This window comes from Terriglobales bacterium (assembly GCA_035487355.1).
Classification (GTDB): domain Bacteria; phylum Acidobacteriota; class Terriglobia; order Terriglobales; family Acidobacteriaceae; genus QIAW01.
Genome location: DATHMF010000006.1, coordinates 122825 through 143883, shown reverse-complemented (window position 1 = coordinate 143883; position 21059 = coordinate 122825). Strand labels below are relative to the sequence as shown.

The window sequence follows — 21059 nt, the reverse complement described above, 5'->3', positions numbered from 1 at the left end:
GCTGGAAGGTGTGCGCTGTCTTAAAGATTCCACTTGTGGATTTTGATTAACAACACTTTAACAACACTTTTCACTCCACGACTTTAAAATAGGTCGGACGAGCAGGCTATCTTCTGTTGTAATTGGGCCCTGCGTCTTTTAAGAATCTAGCAACAAACAAACTTTAAACAATTTTCCGGGGTCGGTTTGGATTCCGCTTAACGAGCAGGAGCCATGAAGATAACCAAGTTTGTCTCAGCATTAGCGGGAAACTGTCCTAACGTTTTTTCCCTTGCCTTGAGGTTGCTGGCCATTGTGCTGCTTTCCATTTTGCCCTCCGGGGCAGCCACAAGGCACGTCAACGTTGGTGTCAATAATCTGCACAATTTCGTTGATGTCGCGAGCGCTACCAGCAGCACGACGATCAACGCCGGCGATACGGTCCAGTGGGATTGGGTTTCGGGTTTTCATTCCACGACTTCGGGCACCTGTTCGGGCACATGCACGGCAGACGGAAAGTGGGATTCAGGGGCCCATAGTGCTCCTAGTACGTTTAGCTTTACCTTTAACAGCGCCGGTACTTTCGCTTACTACTGCTCAGTCCATTTAGCCGCAATGACCGGGAAGGTCATCGTAAATCCGGTGGTGACGAACACCGCCGACTCCGGGGCGGGCTCATTGCGGCAGGCGATCCTTGATGTCAACGCCGATCCCGACCTGACCACGATCACCTTTAGTATTCCTGGAGGGGGAGTGCAGACCATCACACTGGCTTCGGCGCTGCCCGCCATCACGAATCCGGTTCTTCTCGATGGATACAGCCAGTCGCCCACCAGCCCTACACCCGTGATTGAACTCAATGGCAGCGGCGCGGGAAGCGCGACCGGTCTTACGATTACCGGCGGAAACACGACTGTGCGCGGGCTGGTGATTCATGGTTTTTCCCAATATGGGATCCTGGTGATCGGAAACGGCAACAATACCATTGCAGGAAATTTTATCGGCACGAATGCTTCCGGTACGGCCGCTGCGGGTAATGGGGATGGCATCCTGATCCAGACCGCCAATAACACCATCGGCGGGACGCTTGCGGCTGCGCGCAACCTCATCTCGGGCAACGCTGGATCAGGCATTAACCTCAATGGCGCAGGCGCAACCGCAAATCAGGTGTTGGGCAATTACATCGGCACCAACGCCGCAGGCGTAGCCGCCGTGCCCAACTCCACGGGCATCTCTCTGATCAGCGCCGGTAACAACACCATCGGAGGCACAACTGCCGGGATGGCTAACGTGATCTCAGGCAACACCAACTCCGGTATTGACATCAACAGCCCCGGCGCCAGCAACAACCTGGTGGAAGGGAACTTTATCGGCGTCAATTCAGCGGGCACTGCAACCCTGGGCAACAATTTTGGCGTGCGCATCGCGGGCAGCGCCGGTCCAGGCGTCACCACGAACAACACGATCGGGGGTACGGCGGCAGGGGCGGGCAACGTTGTCTCCGGCAATAATTACGGCGTGTTCATCACCGGGCCAACGGCAAACAACAATATTGTAGTGGGCAACTTCATAGGCACAAATGCCGCAGGTACGGCTGCCGTGGGCAACGCCCAAGGCGTGCAGCTCGGCGGCGGAACGATCAATAACAGTATAGGAGGAACCACGCCGGCTGCGCGCAACCTCATCTCGGGAAATTTTCAGAACGGGGTCCTGATCCTGAGCAGCGGCACCAACGGTAATCTGGTCCAGGGGAATCTTATTGGTGTAGATGTTTCTGGTTCTGCTCCTCTGGGGAATGGCGCTTATGGCGTGACCGTTGACTTGGGCGCGGCCAACAACGTGATTGGCGGAACCACCGTCGGCTCCGGCAACACCATTGCTTATAACCAAAAAGGAGTTGTTGTCATCACGAACGCGGCGACCGGCAATGCCATCGAAGGCAACACAATTTTTTCCAATACAGTCTTAGGAATTGATCTGGGCAACGATGGGGTTACGAACAATACACCGGGCGGTCCGCATGCCGGGCCGAATAACCTGCAAAACTATCCGGTGCTGAGCAACGCGTCAGCCTGCGATGAGACCACCATCAATGGAACTCTGAACAGTACGCCCAATACCGCCTTCCGGGTGGAGTTCTTCAGCAGCCCGGCCTGCGGTCCCTCCGGCCACGGCCAGGGGCAGATTCTTCTGGGTTCGCAGACGGTAAGCACCGATGGCAGCGGCAACGCATCTTTTAGCGCCATCCTTCTTCAAACACCGAATGTAGGCGGGCAATCTGTCACCGCAACCGCAACTGACCCCGGCGGCAATACCTCGGAATTTTCTCAATGCCAGACCGCGGACTACATGATCAACGGTGGTAACGGGCGAAACCTGCGCGTGCGTTTGGGCAAGCCGTTTACCCTTGTCGTCGCCAGCTTTGCCGATAGCGACCCCAACAGTAAAGCCAGTGACTTTTCGGGCACTACGATCAATTGGGGAGACGGAACCGCACCCACAGCAGCAACCGTTGTCTCAACCGGCGGCCAAAACTATAACGTGATCGGCACACACGTCTATAACAGAATCGGCGGATGGAATGTAACGGTGAATATAAACGACTCCGGCGGCACGAGTGGAACGGTTACAACCAAGGTACGCCTGTGGCCGAGACCGTTTTCGTATTAGGAAAGCAGTTCTCGGTTGTCAGTTCTCAGTGCAGTTTCGAAATTTTCGAATTGGCTGGTAAGCTTCCAGGCTCTTACAAGCGGTAAGACACGCATGGTCTTCTGGACGACCTTTGCTGCGCCAACAGGACATATGCGACTCCGTTTTTCCACTTTCGTATCTGGATTTTAACTTTCGATTCACTGAATCTTAATGCGTTCGAAACATTCGCACTCTATAGTTTTTCTGAATCGAGGATTTTCCGCACTTGGGATTTTCCCTATTCAAGAACTGCAGTAATTAACTTAGATTTTCGGTTTCGGTCTCCGCAAGCCAGGCGAGCATACCAAAAGTATTGTCATCGCTGGAAGATTGGAACCCAAATATATTTAGCACCATCACTAATCGGGCTGCCTGTCTTCTAAATTTTTGCCTGTGTAAAACATGTGTAAAACTGCAGTGGCTAAGCCGCGATGGCGAAGCCTTGGCCGAATGAGGGTTGTTCCTCGCAACCGTCTCACAACAGTGGTTCCAACATACCAATAAAGAAACCCAACAATACCTAACGGCAACCTTGAATGATGAGACAAGCCGCTTACGCTGTGGACGCCGAAGATTCGACGCCTAACGCAGCTACCCCCTCTCGCATGGAACCAGTCCGCAACTGGTACGCCCTGTATACCGCTTCGAACCAGGAGAAGCGGGTCGAACGGCATCTTCGGATGAAGGGGGTAGAGGTGTTTCTGCCGCTGTACACCGTAACCAAGCGCTGGAAGAACCGCACGACCCAGAAAGTCGAACTGCCGCTGTTCACTGGATACTTGTTCGCGAGGATTGCACTCACCGAACGCGTGCGTGTTCTGGAAGTGCCAACTGTCGTATCCATCGTCGGCACTGGCCGAGAGTTACTGCCCCTTCCCGACGCCGAGATTGATACTCTTCGTGCCGGACTGCGGTTACGGCAGGTAGATCCCTATCCTTATCTTAAGGTCGGAAATCGCGCGCGTATCCGGTCGGGAGCGTTGGCCGGGTTAGAAGGCGTGGTCATTCGCAAGGATGGCCACCTGCGTGTGGTTGTCAGCGTTGATTGCATCATGCGCAGCTTCGCGGTGCACGTCTATGCGGACGAACTTGAACCTTGTGTGTAGTGGTTGCTGGCAAATACTCAGCATGAGATTTTTGGAACCCTGATGGATCTGAACGAAAAACACGAACCCAATGGCAGCATCATACCGCGCGGGTATGGCGCGCGAACGTATCTCGCCATGAAACCGCGCTCACCGCGCGAGCGTGACGAGATCACACTGCGCGAGGTGTGGCAGATCCTGTTGAAGCGCAGGACCGCCTTCTTCGCCTGCCTTGCCATGGGCATACTGACGGCACTGATCATTTCACTGGTTCTGCCGACCAGATACGAAGGCATTGGCCGGCTGACCGTGGACTTCGATTCTCCGAGCAGCTTCGACATGGATGCTCTGGCGAAGGCTGCCGGAGTGGACTCTGAGACCAAACTACAAACCCAGGTGAACGTGCTGCAGACCGATGCCCTGGCATGGGATGTGATCAAGCAACTGCGTCTGGATCAGCGCCCTGAAACAGCGCACAGAAGATTCATCCTCGGGCCAGCAGAATGTGTGACGCCGCCGAACCAGTCTTTTGACAGTATCGGTCCGGAATGCAGGAGGATGCTGCTGGATGAGTTTCACAGCCGGTTGCATGTTCAGTCGGTGCCAAAGACTGAAATCATCGAGATCCGGTTCCGCTGCAAATCGAGGGAACTCGCGGCGAGTGTCGTGAACACGCTCGCCGATACCTACGTCGAGCAGGGCTTCCAGATGAAATACCTGGCTGCCATGCGGCCAACGAATTGGCTGTCTGGGCAACTGAATGATGTGAAGAAAGACGCGGAGTTGGCTGAAGAAAAACTCCTCGACTATCAGAGAAAGACAGGCATCTTTGGCACCGACGAAAACCACAATGTTGTGATTGAAAGGTTGACCACTGTCAACCAGCAACTCGTGGACGCACGAGCCAACCGCATCGTGCACGAAGCCCGTTACCGCGTGGCCATGACTGGCGATCCGGAGTCTCTGGCAGAGCTCACCCCCGGCAGCACGCTGCAGGTATTGCACACGCAAGAGGCTGACCTCAAGAACCAGTACGCACAGCTAGATGCCAAGTATGGCGACGCTTACCCCAAGGTCATCCAGGTGAAAGCGCAATTAGAGAAAGCCGCTGAGGCCACCAGGCTGGAACTTGATCGTACCCGCGGAAAGATCAAGGACCAATACGAAGCGGCACTCAAGAGCGAGTCCATGTTGCATGACGAATTTGAAAAACAGAAGCTGGAAGCCTATGACACCAATGAGGCCAGCATCCAAGCCGCGATGCTGAAGCATGATGTGGATGCCACCCGCGAATTGTACGAACAACTGGTGAAGAGGCTGAAAGAAGCCGGCATCATTGCGGGTCTCAAAGCGACGAATGTGGCGGTCATTGATCCGGCAGCAATTCCAGTAAGTCCTGTCGAGCCCCGCCCCGTGTTGAATCTCGCAATGGGAATGTTTGTTGGTTCGTTAGGTGGTTTGACGTTGTGCTTTCTGCTCAACAACATTGATACCACCATCGCATCGCCGAATGATGTAGCTGACGTCGGCTCTCTGCCGGCGCTCGGTATTGTGCCCCACTTGAGCGAAAGTGCTGCACGCGGAATTCTGTCATCAGCAAACCGAAACGGCGCGAGCGGTGCGACTCTAGTTGCGGCGCTGGAACGTCCGGAAAGCGAGATGGCCGATGCCTACCGATCTCTGCGCACGGTGCTGCTTCTCCCCAACGGCGGACCAGCCCCGAAGGTGCATTTAATTACAAGCCCTCTGCCCCGTGAAGGCAAAACGACGACCAGCGTGAATACTGCGGTGGTGTTCGCCCAGAAAAAACGCCGCGTGCTGTTGGTGGATGCCGACCTGCGCTGGGCCGGCTTGCATCGTTGCTTGAATCTTCGTCGCAACGGAGGATTAAGCGCGGCGCTCACCGGCGGCGACCCCAGAGAATCCTACCTGCCTCACCCCGAGCTGCCCAATCTGTTTATTCTGCCCGCGGGCGCCAGGCCATCGAAGCCTCCCGACCTGCTCGACTCCGACCGGATGCGTGAATTGGTTTCATTGTGGCGCCAGGAATTTGATCAGGTCATTATTGATGCCCCACCGGTTATCGGTCTCAGCGACGCGGCCATACTCGCGACTATGGCTGATACCGTCGTGCTCGTGCTGCGTGCTGAGCAAAGCCGGCGCCAGGATCTGTTCCGGGCCCAGGAGATACTGGCTCGTGTAGATGCCAACGTGGCGGGCGCGATCATCAACGACTTTGATTTGAAGGCCCATGGATACTACGGCAACAGCCCATCCCTTTACGCCCGCTATTTCAACGAGAACGGAAGGAAGCGCAATAATGCAGCAGTCTAAAACCATCCTTTTACTGTTGTTTATCCTGTTGGCTGCCGTGATTTTGTCGGCGCAGGCGAGGGAAACTGACAGGGTGCAGGCGCAGGCTACTGAGCCTCAAGCGCAGCAAGCAGGCAGCGCCCCCACAGCAGGGGGAACCTTCGCTGCAAGAGATTCATTATCTACGGGCATTACTGGCGCGCGGGTTGCGCTTGGCCCCGGCGATCTGCTCGAGATCAACGTCTTCGATACCCCGGAGCTGACACAAAAAATCCGCGTGGATAGCGATGGAAAGATCACGATGGCGCTGATCGGGGAAATTGCTGTTCAGGGTATGTCTCCGAGTGCACTCGAAAAACTAATCCGAAGCAAACTGATTGAGGGAAACTTCGTCAAAGACCCACAGGTTTCTGTCTTCGTCGCGGAATACGCTGGTCAATCGGCCTACATCACGGGCGAAGTCTCGAGGCCAGGCGCGTATCCGTTGTTACGCTCGCACCGGCTTCGCGATCTCATTTCAGTTGCTGGCGGATTGACTTCACGCGCCGGTAACACGGTCACCATAGCGCGTGAGGGAGATTCCACACAGACCATTCACGTTGATTTGAGCGACAAGGATGAGGGCCAAAGCAACCCTGAAATCTTGCCGGGCGATAACATCACAGTAGGTCAGACTGGAATCGTTTATGTTCTTGGTGACGTTGAACGGCCTGGGGGGTTTCTGCTCGACCGTCGTGCGACCCTTAGCGTGATGCAGGCGCTGGCGTTGGCGGAAGGCATCAAATCCTCGGCCTCGATCACCAAGGCCAGCCTCATCCGTACAACTCAGGAAACGCGGCAAGAGATTCCCTTGAATCTGAAAATGATTTTGAAATCGCAAAGCCCTGATCTTCCATTACAGGCCGGGGACATTATCTTCGTGCCCGGCAGTTTGACTCGTGGAATGGGCCGCCGCACCATTGACGTCATACTCCAGACTGCGGGCGTTGCAGCCGTTTACGCAGCGCGCCCGTAAAGTCTGCAAGCAGCGCCGGCCAAACTCCGAATCCAGATTCGAACTCTGACCAACGATTAACGAAATAAGGTATCTACAATGTCGGTTTCTATTTCAACTCGCACGTTAGGTCTGACTACCCGGTTACAGATCACTGATCGCAAGATACGGCTTGCGATTGTGGGCTGTGGGCGTATTTCGAAGAACCATTTTTCGTCTGCAAGCACTCATGCGCAGGACATCGAACTAGTGGGAGTATGCGATACCGAGTCCGAGCGCCTGGAAGCAGCCATGTCGCAACAGGGAGTGCAGGGATACAAGACATTGACAGAGTTGTTGGCCGAGTCAGATGCCGATATTGTCATGCTCGCGACTCCAAGCGGATTGCATGCGCGGCAAGCTATCGAAGCCGCCCAGGCGGGATGCCACGTTATAACCGAGAAGCCGATGGCCACGCGCTGGGAAGACGGCAGGCGCATGGTCGAAATCTTCGACCGGGCTGGGCTGCGGCTCTTCGTCGTCAAACAGAACCGCAAGAATCCTACTCTGCAGTTGCTCAAGCGCGCCGTCGAGAAGCGCCGCTTTGGACGCATCTTTATGGCCACAGTCAACGTATTCTGGACCCGCCCGCAGGAGTATTACGACAGCGAAGGCTGGCGCGGAAAATGGGAGTTCGATGGCGGCGCGCTCATGAACCAGGCCAGCCACTACGTTGATCTGCTCGACTGGATAGTTGGCCCCGTAGAAAGCGTGCAGGCGTACATTGGCACTCTGGCCCGCAACATCGAGGTCGAAGATACCGGGGTTGTCGGCATCAAGTGGCGCTCGGGGGCGTTGGGATCGTTGAATGTCACCATGCTGACTTATCCAAAAAACATGGAGGGGTCAATCACCATCCTCGGCGAGCGGGGGACGGCTCGCGTGGGCGGCGTCGCGGCGAATGAAATCCAGCACTGGGAATTCGACTCGCCTGATCCGGATGACAATCTGACGCAGGAGAGCAGTTATGTAAGTCAGTCGGTTTACGGCTCTGGTCACGCGCTTTACTACGAGAACGTTATCGAGGTCTTGCGGGGAAGATGCGAGCCGGACACCGATGGCCGCGAAGGCCTGCGGTCGCTGGAGTTGCTAACCGCCATGTACATCTCAGCCCGGGATGGGCGCCGCGTGTCTTTACCTCTGGAACACTAGGCCTCTGGAACACTGGTTCTCTGGAACACCAGCATGATTGAATCCATATCCGCGCCCGTACTCTGCTATTTCGCTCACGAGACGGCAATTATTGATACGGGTGCAAAGATCGGCCTGGGGACCAGAATCTGGCACTGGACCCACATCACTTCCGCTGCGGAGGTTGGGACAAACTGCTCGCTAGGACAGAATGTCTTCGTAGGCAAAGCCCGAATCGGGAATAACGTAAAAATCCAGAACAACGTCTCGGTGTATGACGCGGTTGTGCTCGAAGACGATGTGTTCTGCGGGCCCAGCATGGTTTTCACCAACGTGATCAACCCGCGCAGTCACATCGTACGCAAGCACGAGTATCAAGAAACTCTGGTAAAGCGAGGAGCGACGATTGGAGCCAATGCGGTGATCCTCTGCGGTAATGTGATCGGGAGCTATGCCATGATCGGCGCTGGAACCGTGATCACAAAGAACGTGCCCGACTACGCTTTGGTCGTGGGCAATCCCGGGAGGAGGATCGGCTGGATCTGCCAGTGTGGCATCCGTCTGGAATTGTCGAACGATCACGCTCACTGCCGGGCGTGCAACTCGAACTACAAAGTCATGGATACTTGCTGCAAGCCGGCGCAATAAAAGTAGCGGTGGTTGGCGGCGGCATCAATGGTGTGATGTCCGCCTGGGCGCTGGCACTCAAGGGTTGTTCGGTTGACCTGTTCGAGCGCGGCCAGTTGATGGGCGCAACCAGTTCTGCCTCAACCAAGTTGCTGCACGGAGGATTGCGTTACCTGGAGCAGGGCCACCTTAAACTGGTAAGGGAAGCGCTTCACGAGCGCCGGTGGTGGATGGTAAGAGCGCCGCACTTGGCCAAGCCTCTGCAAATCAACGTGCCTGTTTATAAGGGGAGCCGCCGGCCGGGATGGATGATCTGGTGCGGATTGACTCTTTACGACTGGCTCGCAGGGCAAGCTTCTCTTGGTTATTCGCGCTGGTGCTCGCGGGAAGAGGTCCTTCGTTCCTGCAGCGATCTGCGGTCGGAAGGTCTGCTGGGAGCGTTCACCTTTTTCGACGGGCAGATGGATGACCAGGCTCTCGGCCTTTGGGCAGCAGAAAAAGCAACGGCGGCTGGCGTTCGGATGCATACGGAAAATTTAGTCGAAGCCATATCACCCGATGCTACCGTGCAAGTTGACGGGCAGCAGCGGTGCTACGACAAGGTCGTGAACGCAGCCGGTCCGTGGGCGCGGCAGTTGCTGGAGACGAGCGGCATCGAAGCCCAACACCATCTGGACCTCATTCGCGGCAGCCACCTCCTGCTCGACTCTGAGTGTGAGAACGCTTTTCTGCTGCAGGCCCCAAGTGATGGCAGAATTTGCTTCGTGCTTCCCCATCAGGCGAAAACGCTGGTAGGAACCACCGAGGTGCGCCAGAAGCTCAGCGAGCCAATCTGCTGCAGTCTGGAAGAGGCGAGCTATTTGCTGGAGCTTTACCATCACTATTTCCCATCGCGGAACGTGGATATCTGCGGTGTCTTCTCAGGGTTGCGTCCGCTGATCCGCTCCCACGCGAACCCTAACAAAGCAACACGCGAATACGCCATTGAAAAAAGTCGAGACGTTGTCAGCGTCTTCGGGGGCAAGTGGACGACGGCGCGGGTCCTTGGTCTCCGTGTTGCCGAAGCTGTAGCCTCGCAACGCTAATCGAGGAGTTCGAATGAGCAGAGCAAGTATGGAATTTGTTGACCTCAAGACACAGTACGCAAGCCTGAAAGCTGCCGTTGATGCACGCATTCACGCAGTTCTTCAGCATAGCCAGTTCATCATGGGGCCTGAGGTGGCGGAACTTGAGCAGAGCCTGGCGGCGCGCACCGGTAGCCGGTACTGCATCGGGTGTGCGAGTGGAACTGACGCGCTGCTGATTGCACTGATGGCGCTTGGCGTCGGCATCGGCGATGAGGTCGTAACCACGCCGTTTAGCTTTGTCGCGACGGCAGAGACCATCGCGCTGCTTGGAGCGCGGCCGGTCTTTGTGGACATTGATCCGCGCACGTACAACCTCGATCCGAAGCTACTGGATGCGGTGATTATGCCGCGCACCAAAGCCATCATCGCCGTCTCGCTTTATGGTCAATGTGCGGAGATGGATGCCATCAACGAAGTGGCTGCTGCGCATGGTATCGCCGTCATCGAGGACGCGGCCCAAAGCTTCGGCGCGACCCACAAGGGGCGGCCTTCGTGCAATCTCTCCACAATCGGGTGCACCAGCTTCTTCCCCTCAAAGCCACTCGGCTGTTACGGTGACGGTGGAGCATGCTTCAGCAACGATGAAGCACTAGCAACCCGAATGCGGCAGATTCGGCTCCATGGCCAGGACCGCCGCTATCACCATCCGCTGGTTGGCATCAACGGCCGCCTCGATACCTTACAGGCTGCCGTGCTTCTGGCAAAGCTCCAAACATTCGACGCTGAAATCGCAAATCGCGTTTGCATTGGCGCTTCCTTAAGCGAACTGCTTAAGGACGTGGTTACGACGCCATACGTAGAGCCTCACAACACCTCGGTTTATGCCCAGTACACAATCCAGGTGGAAGACCGACAAGCATTTCAAGAGCAGTTGAAGACCGAAGGCATTCCCACTGCCGTGCATTATCCAATCCCACTGCATCTTCAGCCCGCGTTTGCAATTCCTGGAGTGGGACGCGGAAGCTTTCCGAACGCGGAAGCTGCTGCTGAACGGGTCGTCAGCTTGCCCATGCATCCGTATCTCAACAAAGGTGACCAGCAAGAAATTGCGCAGGCTGTGCACCGAGCAGTGGCACCAGTCGCGACCAGGGTGCGGCAAAAGAAAGCTGCTGAAATCCTAAATTCAGAAACAATAGCCAAAATCGGTGCTTGACCCGGTACCGCCAAAGAAGAACCATGCGAACCTTCTCCTGTTTGAAAGAGTGGGTTCAAGTTAACCCGTAGCGTAAGCTCCGTCATGTGCGGAGCGGGAGGCCGGACCGTGACAATACCGAACTGTTTGCGAAGTTTTTTCCGCTTCTTTGCTTTGTTTTCCAATCGCGATAAGACTAGTGTATCAATCGCAACACTCGTAATCTTGACCGCCGTGCTGGCGCACGGCCAAGTTTGCAACACCTCATCTGCTGGCGGAGATATGGGAACGCAAGTTAACAACTGTGTCGCCACTTTGGGCTCGTCTGGTGGAGCGATCACAATTCCAGCCGGGACATATTCCATCAATACACAGATCGTATTAGCGTCCAATATATGGCTGCAGGGAACTGGGGCAAGTTCCACCACTTTGACTGCCGGTTCGAGTCTCGGAGCAAAGCAAATTATCAGGGTACTTGGGACTTCAAGTGCACCAGTCACCAACATCAAAGTAACCGATTTGCAGGTCCAAAACGGGACACCAGTTACAGCCAACCCCACTGGGGGAATGGACGGCATCCGCGCTGATTATTGCAAGAACTGCACCTTCCAGAACCTTAACGTCAACTCCATTCAGGGATATTACGGCATCGTGGTGAAGTACTGTTCCTTCTGTTACATCTTGAACAACTCTGTGACTAATTTTAGCTATGCAGGCATTGCCGCTGGTATGGGCGGCGATCACATCTCCATCCTGAATAACACAGTTAGCACAGCGACCGCAGCCAGCGGTTTGGCTTATGGCATCATAGCCTCGGACTACGAAAATTATCGTGAGGCCAACTACAACACATATGTTTGGGTGGATGGCAATACCGTAAGCAATATTCCGACCTGGGAGTGCTATGACTCCCACGGCGGACAGCACCAATGGTTTACTAATAACTCCTGCAGCAATGCGGCGTACGGCGTTGACGCTGGCTTGGCGGTAAACGGAGCGATAACCCCTGTTGCTGACGATCTTCATATTCTGCGGAACACATTTACCAGCAGTGTCTACTCAACGGCAAATCCAAATTATGGGAACCGTAGCTGTATTGCCGTATCGTCTGACTCTATTATGGTTCCCGTCACTCATGTGGATGTGGAGTGGAACACCTGTAGCGGCTTCGGTTCAACTTCATCGGGGGCGAGCAGCGGGAACGAGACGGGTGGAATCTATGCGAAGGCAGTGCAATACTTCAAGTACGAGAACAACACCTGCAACAATTGGAACCAGAGCTGTTTGGATATCTGGTACCTCAACCAGCACGGGACCATTAAGAACAACATTGCTCATGACATGATCTCCGCCTACGATGTTGGGTCTTCTCAGATTGAATTCGTGAGCATAGGCAACTACGACATAGCGATCAGTGGCAATCAACTCAACCCGTCGCTGAGCACATTTGCTCCCAAATATCAGATTTACCAGTTCTACGAGCAAAATCACATAATCCTCGGAACGGACAATACCTACACATACGTTCAAACCAGTCAGTTTGTCTCCCCGTATACCATCCCGTATAACGTGACCGACCCAACCAGTACTGTCTTGATCGGTCAATATGGAGATACGATCTATAACACCAGCGGGACCGCATACTGGACAGTCACTGCGCCTCTGCTTGGTTTTGGTTCGGACGACACCACGAACGTTCAAGCCATCGGAAGCATGACAGCGGGTCAGACCACAATCACGAATTTGGCTGGCTCTACCTACTGCGGGGGTACTCAGTTCTGGTATGACTGTCTGCCTGAGGGCATGAACATCACAATTTCGGGAGCGGGATCGGGAGGCACGGACCTGAATGCGCGTATCCTGGCTCTCGTAGATAGTACGGGCAGCGCCACAGTGCCGGACACGATCGTATTGAATACATCCGCCCTCACCAGCGTTACCGCAGCCAACATCAAGTATCAAGGGATGACTGTTACACACTGATGCCATGCTCATGCAGGGCGGCTCTGTAATTATCTCCTCGGAAAAATTCGCCTGTGGCGGCAGGTCAGTGATTCAAGAACCCTCAAACATGAGTATCCAGTCCTAATGTCGGCGTTTGTGACCCTGAGGCAGTGGGGCGGCGCCTTGATCAACATTCCGTCGTCGCGGTTCGCGCGCCTGCGTTCGAGTGCGTTCGTCCGCAATGTCGGCATATTGAGCAGCGGAACGGCCGTCGGACACATATTCACACTTGCCGCCGCACCGGTTCTCACGCGAATTTACGGACCGGACAATTTCGGAGCGCTGGCCCTCTTCACTAGTTTTATTAGCGTGGTGGGCGTTGCAGTAGCCTTGCAATATGAGACCAGCATCGTCTCGGGCAAAGACGAGTCTGAGGCTGCGTATCTGACCTTTGCATCGCTCATCCTGGCGTTGCCCATGAGTGTTCTGGCCGGGAGTATTCTGTGGGTGCTGATCCACTTTTCCGTGCTTGGTTATGGCGTCTTGCCGTGGTTTACACCGCTGCTCATGGTGCTTACCCTTGCTTCCTTCGGAGTTTTTTCCGCACTGCGCTACTTGTGCCTGCGAGAAGAGCGATTCAGCCAGGTGTCGCAGGGGGTTGTGGTCCAGAGCGCCGGGCGGGCCATTTTTCAAACCGCTTGCGGCTTTGCCAGCTTTCATTCGGCAGGGTTGCTGCTCGGCGAAGCTTTGGGGCGCTGTATGGGCATGTCCCGAATGGTTCGCAGCGCCTGGCCGGTGCTGCGGAGCTACGCCACTAGCTTTCGCCGGAAAGAGTTGATGCAAGTGTTGTGGCAAAACCGCAAGTTTCCGCTGTATTCACTTCCATCCTCATTTCTCGACGCGCTTTGTCTTGGTCTTACGGTTCCGCTGCTGATCCGGTTATACGGCATCTCGGTCGGAGGCTATTACTCGCTGGTGTGGAGGGCGATCACCGTTCCGAGCGTACTGATCACGGCCGCTGTAGCCGACACGTTCCATACTCACCTAGCTACTTGTGTGCGCGAGACGCCAGACCGGATCATGCGCCTGTTCAGTCGCACCAGCCTCAGCCTGCTCTTGCTGGGTGGCATTCCTACAATGGTCCTCTGGTTCTGGGGCGCGCCGCTGTTTCGCTCGGTGTTCGGCGCAGAGTGGGCCCTCTCCGGCACTATGGCTGCCGTGATTGCGCCATGGTATCTCTCGGAGTTTGTCGTCAGTCCGGTCAGCCGCGTCGTGCTCGTGCTCAGTGGCCAGGAGATGAAGCTGATCTGGGACGTGGTGTACGTAGGGTCGCTGCTGACGGTCTTTTTCGTGGCGCAGTCGCGTGGCATGGCAGTGATGCAGACGATCAAGATTCTAACCATTGTCAACATCGCTTTGCGCGTCGCCTACTATCTGATATTGGTTCGCATCATCACGCGTTTCAAGGCAAACCTCAGCACACAGGCCCAAGCCAAGGCTGCCTGATTCAACGAGAAAATCATCATGTGTGGAATTGCAGGTTTCATTGCGCAGCCGGACCGGGGTAAGTCTTCATGTGCGCCGGCAGTTTTGCAGTGCATAGAGCATCGCGGTCCCGACGATTACGGATGGTTGCGGTTCACGCGTGCCAGAGTTGAGCGTGGCCGCGAATGGACTCCACCCGACCGCGAACCCGAGGTGCTGTTACTGCATCGCCGTCTCTCGATCCTTGACACCAGCAATTCGGGATGGCAGCCGATGAGCACACCCGATGGACACTACCATGTTGTATACAACGGAGAAATCTACAACTACAAAGAACTCCGCCAGGAACTTCAGGGGCTCGGCCATCGTTTCAGGTCACAGTCAGATACGGAAGTGCTGCTGGCCGCCTACGCGGAGTGGGGCACGCAGGCATTGCAGCGTTTCGTGGGTATGTTCGCGTTTGCGCTCCTGGATACCGAGCGCCGAATTGTCCTGCTGGCGCGTGACTTCTTCGGCATCAAACCGCTTTACTATTCATTCCGCGATGGTCTTTTCTGCTTCGGGTCCGAAATTAAAGTGCTGCTGACATTTGGGCTTTCCCGGCCAGAGGCGAATGCGGAACGGCTGCTCTTCTATCTGCGCTACGGGATGACCGATTTCGGCTCGCAGACGCTGCTTTCGTGCATCCAGCAACTGCCGGCGGCGCACATCCTGGAAATATCATTGGAGGGCGGCAGTCCTGGTGAGCCGCAACGTTACTGGTCGCCCGAATCCGATGGCGACCTGGATATCTCCTTCGACGAGGCGGCGCAACACGTCCGCGAACTCTTCTTGCGCAACGTTGAACTGCATTTGCGCAGTGATGTTCCTCTGGGCGCGGCGCTCTCCGGGGGTATTGACTCCTCCTCAATCGTGATGGCAATTCGTCACTTGGATACCAACGCCGAGATCCACGCTTTTAGCTTCATTGCTGAAGACAAGGCCATCAGTGAAGAGCGCTGGATCGACATCGTGGGGCATGAGGCGAGAGCGCACGTCCATAAAGTGCGGGCCACGGCGAACGAACTTGCCGCCGATCTCGATACCATGATGCATTTCCATGACGAGCCCTTCGGAGGCACGAGCGCGTATGCGCAGTACCAGGTGTTTCGCGCGGCAAAGGCAGCAGGCATCAAGGTGATGCTCGATGGCCAGGGCGCCGACGAAATCCTGGGCGGCTACCGGCATTACCTGGGTGCGCGGCTTGCTTCGCTGCTCCGCCATGGCTGCTGGTCGCAGGCGGCGAAGTTTCTGCAAGGCTTCTCGCACCTCGAGGGATTTGGTAAGTATCAGGGGCTGGCCTGCTGTGCCGATTATCTCTTGCCGCCTGCTCTGCAATCGGTTGCGCGCAAGTTCGCGGGTAAAGATGCAATCCCAGCGTGGCTGAATCGCATTTGGTTCTCCGAGCGGGGAGTTGGGCCGGCATTTGTGAACTACACCACGGTTCGGGACGTTCTGAGGGAGAGCCTCTCGCGCAGTGTCAGTCAAACCCTGCCTTGCCTGTTGCGATACGAAGACCGGAATTCCATGGCCTTTTCGGTAGAGAGTCGAGTTCCATTTCTGACCCCCGACTTGGTGTGCTTTCTGCAGGGTCTTCCGGAAGAGTACATCATTGCTCCCGATGGCACATCGAAGGCCGTGTTTCGAAAAGCCATGCGCGGCATCGTGCCCGACGTCGTACTCGACCGGCGCGACAAGCTCGGTTTTGTCACACCCGAAGATAGTTGGCTGAAGCTGCTGGATAGTTGGGTACGCGCGACTCTGGACAGCGATGCTGCCCATCACGTTCCCTTTTTGAACCTTGATATCGCCCAGCAGGAGTGGGAGTCGGTCCGCAAAGGTCGAAGTCCCTTTGATTTCCGTATATGGCGATGGGTAAATCTCATCCGATGGACAGAAGACTTGGGCGTGGTTTACAGCTAACAGATCTTTGCCTGTTTATGGAGTCAAATTCCAAACTTAGTTCAGGACCCGGAGCATTGTGAGGAGGAGAAGTTGAAGAACAGATTGCGGGACTTACTTTGCTGTCCCGTTTGCGGCGGCGATCTCAACCTGAACGCATTCGTCGAAGAACGCGTGCAGATGGCGCAGCCAGAATCAGTACAGTATCGGGGGCTGGATCATGAGACTGTTGTCAAAGAAGGCGTGCTGAGCTGCGCGCGTTGCCGCGTCTGGTACCCGGTGCTGGAGTATATCCCCGTCATGCTCATCTTTCCCACGTGTGTTCACAGGAAATTTAGTGAAAAGCACCAGCAGCATATGGGTGTGGTCTCGGGCTACACCATGCCGACGGGCAATCCGGAGGCGGGCGAAAGATCGGTACAGGAAACCTTCAGCGATGAATGGGATCGGCTTCAGGACAATGAGCTTTCTTTTACTTCAACCCTTGACGACTTGATCGAACTTAACCGGCAGGTCTGGTTAAGGCCGCTGCAGCCGACGCATGATCAATTCAAGACGGTTTTAAATATAGGCGTTGGTCTTGGGGCGGAAACGGTGGCAGTCCAAACCGCCGTGGGCAACGCCGAGATTATTGGGGTTGATCTGAACTTCGCCTTGTTGCAGAGAGGACGAACTCACCGCACCACTCCCCGATTTCACCTCGTGATTGCGTCGCTGTTCCATCTCCCATTTAGGCGCGCCACTTTCGATGTGGTCTACAGCCAGGGGGTAATCCACCATACGTATTCAACCAAAGCGGCATTTGATTCGATCGCATCGTTTGCCTCCCCTGGCGGGCATCTGTTTATCTGGGTCTACAGTCTGGATTCACACCTGCTTCCGAAGGGCTTTAAAGGGGTGGTTCTTCGCTCCAAATGGAATTTTGAGAAAGTGTTGCGGCCGTTGGTGAGTCGTTCACCGAAACCGTTGCGCGATGCTGTTTTCGCCATGTTGACTGCTATTTTTCACGTGCCCATCAAGATGACACTCCGCCACAAGGACAAGTGGAAGCCGGCGAATACAAATCATGGTCTACGCGACTGGCTCTCTCCACGTTACGCCCACCGGCACAGCTATAACGAAGTCTTGGAATGGTTCGAGGATCAAGGATTCGCCTTTGTTGCAGTGCAGTCTCCGGGAACATACCGGCGGCTGTTCGGCAAGCAGCTGTACGGCGTCGGGGTACTCGGGCAGCGGATTGAACAGGTCGAGCGAATTGCGCAAGCACATGATCATGATGTGGATGACGTAATGGCCGGGAGCGCGAAATGAAAAGACTCCTGAGCCTCTTCGTGGCCGGGGCCTACATGAGTGCACTGTTGTGGACATACGCGGTCATCATATCGCCCGCGTTCTCCTATGACGGTTACAGGCTGGCGTGGCCCGATTCGTGGACGATGATTTGGCTGATTGCGCTCACTGTGCTGCCGGCGTTGTTGTTGCCGTACTCTCTCTCCCGGCCCTCGGCTTTGATTGTGTGGTGGCTCTATCTTGCTGCCTACGTACCGTCAATTCTGGTGCCCACGTTGAGCCTGAGCGTGCCGATTGAGAAGCTTTTCCCGCTCCAGATTTCCTTGTTACTAAGCATGGGCGTTCTCTGCCTGGTTTGTTCGGCCAAGTTGCTCGCAATCGGCCGGATCACTCTAAGTCCTACTCTGTTCTGGCCCGCATTCGTACTCATCTGGTTGGTTTGCCTCGGATTTGCGTGCACGTATGGGAGCTCGAATGTGCTGGCGAACGTGGCTTCCGTGTTTGCCGGAGCAAGTGAGTACGACATTCGCAGCGAATACATTGCCGAGCGCGGGGCTCTCCTTGGCTATGCTGTCGGACAGTTGGGCCAGGCGCTCAATCCATTTCTGATTGCGTTCGGGATCGCCAATCGCCGGGTTCTGTACCTGGCTGCCGGAATCATCGGCCAGGCCATCATTTTTGGTGTGACTGGATTCAAGACCGTCGTGTTCTCCGCTGTGTTCTTGCCGATGGTGTTAGTGTTCATGCGGCGCTGGCGGCGCAACTTTGGTTTCGCTTTCACCTCGGGTTTGATCGCGATCATCCTGATTTGCGCGCTGGCCGATCACGTCACCGGCAACGTGTTCTTTTCTTCGTTGTTCACACGCCGTACCCTGGCGGGGCCGGGGTTGCTGACGGGTTTCTACTTCGAGCACTTCTCGCAGGTGTCCCATGCCGGGATTGCCTACCATTTCTATCGGGATGCAAGCGTGCTTGAGACTTCAAGAGAAATCGGTTTCGTGTATTTCGGCAGCTCGAATACAGACGCGAACGCTAATCTGTGGGCCCAGGGCTTCGCTGATTTAGGCGTAGCCGGAATTCTGGGATTCACGCTCTTAGTGGCCTTTGCGATTTGGCTGTACGATTCTATCGCCGCGCGACGTAATTTCGAACTGGCGGTGTTGCTGGCCGCAATGCCTGCATTGGCATTGAGTAATTCGGCGCCGACCACTGTGTTGATCACCCACGGAGGTTTGGCTGTAGCTATGTTGCTCTACCTTACTCCAATGGCCAGGCCCAGCGAAGAGCCAGAGCACGAGATCGAGGAAAGCCAATTGGCGATTCTGGCCGAGGCCTCCGCATGAGTAATCCCTTGACTCATGCGCGATGGCAGTCTGCATTGAAGTCGGATCGAATTTTCCCAAAAGGGGACATCCCACGGCGGGGAAAGGCTTCGGACAAGATGGTACGTCGGGTGGTTGACGTGTTTGGCAGCGCCATGCTTCTCCTGCTGGTTTCGCCTATTTTCCTGATCACTGCTTGTGCGATCTGGCTTATTGATCGTGGCCCGGTTTTCTATCGTCAAACGCGAGCCGGCTTGTTCGGCCGCCCATTCAAGCTGCTGAAGTTTCGCAGCATGAGAGTCAATAATCTCCCCGCGGTTATAGTCGGCCAGGTTCGGGGAGACCATCCTATGGTCACACTCGTTGGCAGGTGGATACGTCGTTTCAAGATTGATGAACTTCCGCAGTTGCTCAGTGTGCTGTGCGGCGACATGGCACTGATCGGACCGAGGCCGACCGTATTGGAGCAGGTAGAAGAATACTCAGCCTTTCAGCGCCGGCGTCTTGATATCCCTCCTGGTCTGACAGGTTGGGCGCAGGTGAATGGCGGCATTGAGATCTCCTGGCCTGAACGGATCATGCTCGACGTCTGGTATGTGGACCACCGCTCGTTTTGGCTCGACATGAGGATTCTGTGGCGAACAACGGCAGTGATCCTCTTCGGGGAAGAGCCGAACCCGAAATCGCTGGAAGAAGCGATTGCATACGCGAAACAACAAGCAGGCGAGGCGGAGTTGGCTCGTTATTCAGTCCCAATCACAAATGATGGCGGTAATCTCAGTCGTGATCTTACTTTTGGATAGATGGAGACGGTTATGCCTTGCCGTGTAGTCCATTTGACCTCGGTGCATCCTCCATTTGACACCCGCATCTTTCACAAGGAGTGCAAGTCACTGGCCATGGCGGGTTACGATGTTACGCTGATTGCACCGCATTCGGAAGGTGATTTGGTCCGGGATGGTGTAAAGCTGCGCGCTGTTACGCCGCCGCGCGACCGCCGCGAACGTCTGATGCACACCGTTCCCCAGGTTTACCGGGCCGCGGTTCGTGAAAACGCGGAGATTTACCATTTCCACGATCCGGAATTGTTACCGATGAGCGTTCTCCTGAGAATGCGGGGGAAGAAGGTGATCTACGACGTGCATGAGGATTACAGCGGTACGATGAGCGGCAAAAAGTGGCTGCCTGTCGCGCTGCACGGCCCGGCTGCCATTGCTGTACGCGTTTGTGAAGCCGTGTTCTCCGCTGCCTGCAATCGTGTCATCGCGGTTACGCCGAAGATCGCAGGAAAATTTCGCCCTGGCAAGACGCGAGTTGTCCAGAACTTTCCGTGGACTCACGAGCTTCGCTGTTCCGAGAGCCTGCCTTATGAGAAGCGCGACCCTGTTGTGGTCTATGTCGGCGGCCTGGCGGACCTACGCGGACTGCGAGAGATGACGCAGGCAATTCATCTGGTGGCGAAGAAGATGCCGGCGAGGCTGCTGATCGGCGGCCAGGTGAGATCGGGGGCGAAGGCGGAATTCGGCGGCGGCGGCGAAAATGGAGTGGTCGAATATCTGGGCCAGCTTAGTCGTCCTCAAGTCGCGGCGCTGCTGGCGCGAGCCCGGGTCGGCTTGGTGCTGCATCACCCGCACGGGAATTACTTGCACGGACAACCGACCAAGGTGTTCGAGTATATGTCGGCCGGACTGCCGGTGCTCGCTTCTGATTTCCCTGTCTGCCGGCGCGTCATTGAACCAGCGGCATGCGGACTGTTGATTGATCCGCTCAATCCAGAGGCCATAGCAGAAGCGCTGGTCTGGCTGCTCCGCAATCCTTCGCAGGCGGCTGAGATGGGTCGCAACGGTCAGCGCGCCGTTGCTGAGACCTATAACTGGGAGTCCGAGTCGCAGCGTCTCATGGATACCTACGCCGAACTGCAACCCGCAGGGCGAGGATAAGTCAGGCGCCGTTTCTCAC

Annotated in this window: 15 protein-coding genes; all 15 read left to right on the top strand. The window is 55.7% G+C overall.

Annotated features, from left to right (window positions below; all coding sequences use genetic code 11):
- The first annotated feature begins 213 nt into the window (after positions 1-213).
- The 15 genes from VK738_01185 to VK738_01115 all read left to right on the top strand — a co-directional run bounded on the left by VK738_01185 (position 214) and on the right by VK738_01115 (position 21040).
- Complete coding sequence (locus tag VK738_01185; protein HTD21246.1) at positions 214-2649, top strand: plastocyanin/azurin family copper-binding protein; 2436 nt, start codon at positions 214-216, stop codon at positions 2647-2649.
- A gap of 557 nt (positions 2650-3206) precedes the next feature.
- Entirely contained in the window at positions 3207-3776 is a 570-nt protein-coding gene (locus VK738_01180; protein HTD21245.1) for a UpxY family transcription antiterminator, read from the top strand.
- Between the two features lie 42 nt (positions 3777-3818).
- The gene (locus VK738_01175) at positions 3819-6089 is read left to right on the top strand and encodes a polysaccharide biosynthesis tyrosine autokinase (protein HTD21244.1); all 2271 of its coding nucleotides are present in this window, start codon (positions 3819-3821) and stop codon (positions 6087-6089) included.
- Positions 6076-7083 carry a polysaccharide biosynthesis/export family protein gene (locus VK738_01170; GenBank protein HTD21243.1) on the top strand — a complete coding sequence of 336 codons (1008 nt, stop codon included), beginning with the start codon at positions 6076-6078 and terminating at the stop codon, positions 7081-7083. Before VK738_01175 ends, VK738_01170 begins: the two co-directional genes overlap by 14 nt.
- A 78-nt stretch (positions 7084-7161) precedes the next feature.
- A complete protein-coding gene (locus VK738_01165; GenBank protein ID HTD21242.1) occupies positions 7162-8253 on the top strand; it encodes a Gfo/Idh/MocA family oxidoreductase in 1092 nt (363 codons plus the stop codon).
- Between the two features lie 33 nt (positions 8254-8286).
- On the top strand, positions 8287-8880 hold the full coding sequence (locus VK738_01160; GenBank protein ID HTD21241.1) for an acyltransferase: 594 nt from the start codon (positions 8287-8289) through the stop codon (positions 8878-8880).
- Positions 8781-9944 carry an FAD-dependent oxidoreductase gene (locus VK738_01155; GenBank protein HTD21240.1) on the top strand — a complete coding sequence of 388 codons (1164 nt, stop codon included), beginning with the start codon at positions 8781-8783 and terminating at the stop codon, positions 9942-9944. Before VK738_01160 ends, VK738_01155 begins: the two co-directional genes overlap by 100 nt.
- Positions 9945-9957: 13 nt before the next feature.
- Entirely contained in the window at positions 9958-11139 is a 1182-nt protein-coding gene (locus VK738_01150) for a DegT/DnrJ/EryC1/StrS family aminotransferase (protein ID HTD21239.1), read from the top strand.
- A 108-nt stretch (positions 11140-11247) separates the two neighbouring features.
- On the top strand, positions 11248-13101 hold the full coding sequence (locus tag VK738_01145) for a glycosyl hydrolase family 28-related protein (GenBank protein HTD21238.1): 1854 nt from the start codon (positions 11248-11250) through the stop codon (positions 13099-13101).
- Between the two features lie 105 nt (positions 13102-13206).
- Positions 13207-14568 carry a hypothetical protein gene (locus tag VK738_01140; GenBank protein ID HTD21237.1) on the top strand — a complete coding sequence of 454 codons (1362 nt, stop codon included), beginning with the start codon at positions 13207-13209 and terminating at the stop codon, positions 14566-14568.
- Positions 14569-14586: 18 nt separating this feature from the next.
- Positions 14587-16509, top strand: a complete 1923-nt coding sequence (asnB, locus tag VK738_01135; protein ID HTD21236.1) for an asparagine synthase (glutamine-hydrolyzing) — start codon at positions 14587-14589, stop codon at positions 16507-16509.
- Between the two features lie 72 nt (positions 16510-16581).
- A complete protein-coding gene (locus tag VK738_01130) occupies positions 16582-17799 on the top strand; it encodes a methyltransferase domain-containing protein (GenBank protein HTD21235.1) in 1218 nt (405 codons plus the stop codon).
- Positions 17796-19121 carry a hypothetical protein gene (locus VK738_01125; protein ID HTD21234.1) on the top strand — a complete coding sequence of 442 codons (1326 nt, stop codon included), beginning with the start codon at positions 17796-17798 and terminating at the stop codon, positions 19119-19121. Before VK738_01130 ends, VK738_01125 begins: the two co-directional genes overlap by 4 nt.
- A gap of 98 nt (positions 19122-19219) precedes the next feature.
- The gene (locus VK738_01120) at positions 19220-19903 is read left to right on the top strand and encodes a sugar transferase (protein HTD21233.1); all 684 of its coding nucleotides are present in this window, start codon (positions 19220-19222) and stop codon (positions 19901-19903) included.
- A 12-nt stretch (positions 19904-19915) separates the two neighbouring features.
- Entirely contained in the window at positions 19916-21040 is a 1125-nt protein-coding gene (locus VK738_01115; protein ID HTD21232.1) for a glycosyltransferase family 4 protein, read from the top strand.
- The last annotated feature ends 19 nt before the right edge of the window (positions 21041-21059 follow it).

Coding starts and splice junctions, on each gene's coding strand:
- VK738_01185 (HTD21246.1), top strand. CDS start 214: ATGAAGATAACCAAGTTTGTCTCAGCATTAGCGGGAAACTGTCCTAAC.
- VK738_01180 (HTD21245.1), top strand. CDS start 3,207: ATGATGAGACAAGCCGCTTACGCTGTGGACGCCGAAGATTCGACGCCT.
- VK738_01175 (HTD21244.1), top strand. CDS start 3,819: ATGGATCTGAACGAAAAACACGAACCCAATGGCAGCATCATACCGCGC.
- VK738_01170 (HTD21243.1), top strand. CDS start 6,076: ATGCAGCAGTCTAAAACCATCCTTTTACTGTTGTTTATCCTGTTGGCT.
- VK738_01165 (HTD21242.1), top strand. CDS start 7,162: ATGTCGGTTTCTATTTCAACTCGCACGTTAGGTCTGACTACCCGGTTA.
- VK738_01160 (HTD21241.1), top strand. CDS start 8,287: ATGATTGAATCCATATCCGCGCCCGTACTCTGCTATTTCGCTCACGAG.
- VK738_01150 (HTD21239.1), top strand. CDS start 9,958: ATGAGCAGAGCAAGTATGGAATTTGTTGACCTCAAGACACAGTACGCA.
- VK738_01140 (HTD21237.1), top strand. CDS start 13,207: ATGTCGGCGTTTGTGACCCTGAGGCAGTGGGGCGGCGCCTTGATCAAC.
- asnB (HTD21236.1), top strand. CDS start 14,587: ATGTGTGGAATTGCAGGTTTCATTGCGCAGCCGGACCGGGGTAAGTCT.
- VK738_01125 (HTD21234.1), top strand. CDS start 17,796: ATGAAAAGACTCCTGAGCCTCTTCGTGGCCGGGGCCTACATGAGTGCA.
- VK738_01120 (HTD21233.1), top strand. CDS start 19,220: ATGGTACGTCGGGTGGTTGACGTGTTTGGCAGCGCCATGCTTCTCCTG.
- VK738_01115 (HTD21232.1), top strand. CDS start 19,916: ATGCCTTGCCGTGTAGTCCATTTGACCTCGGTGCATCCTCCATTTGAC.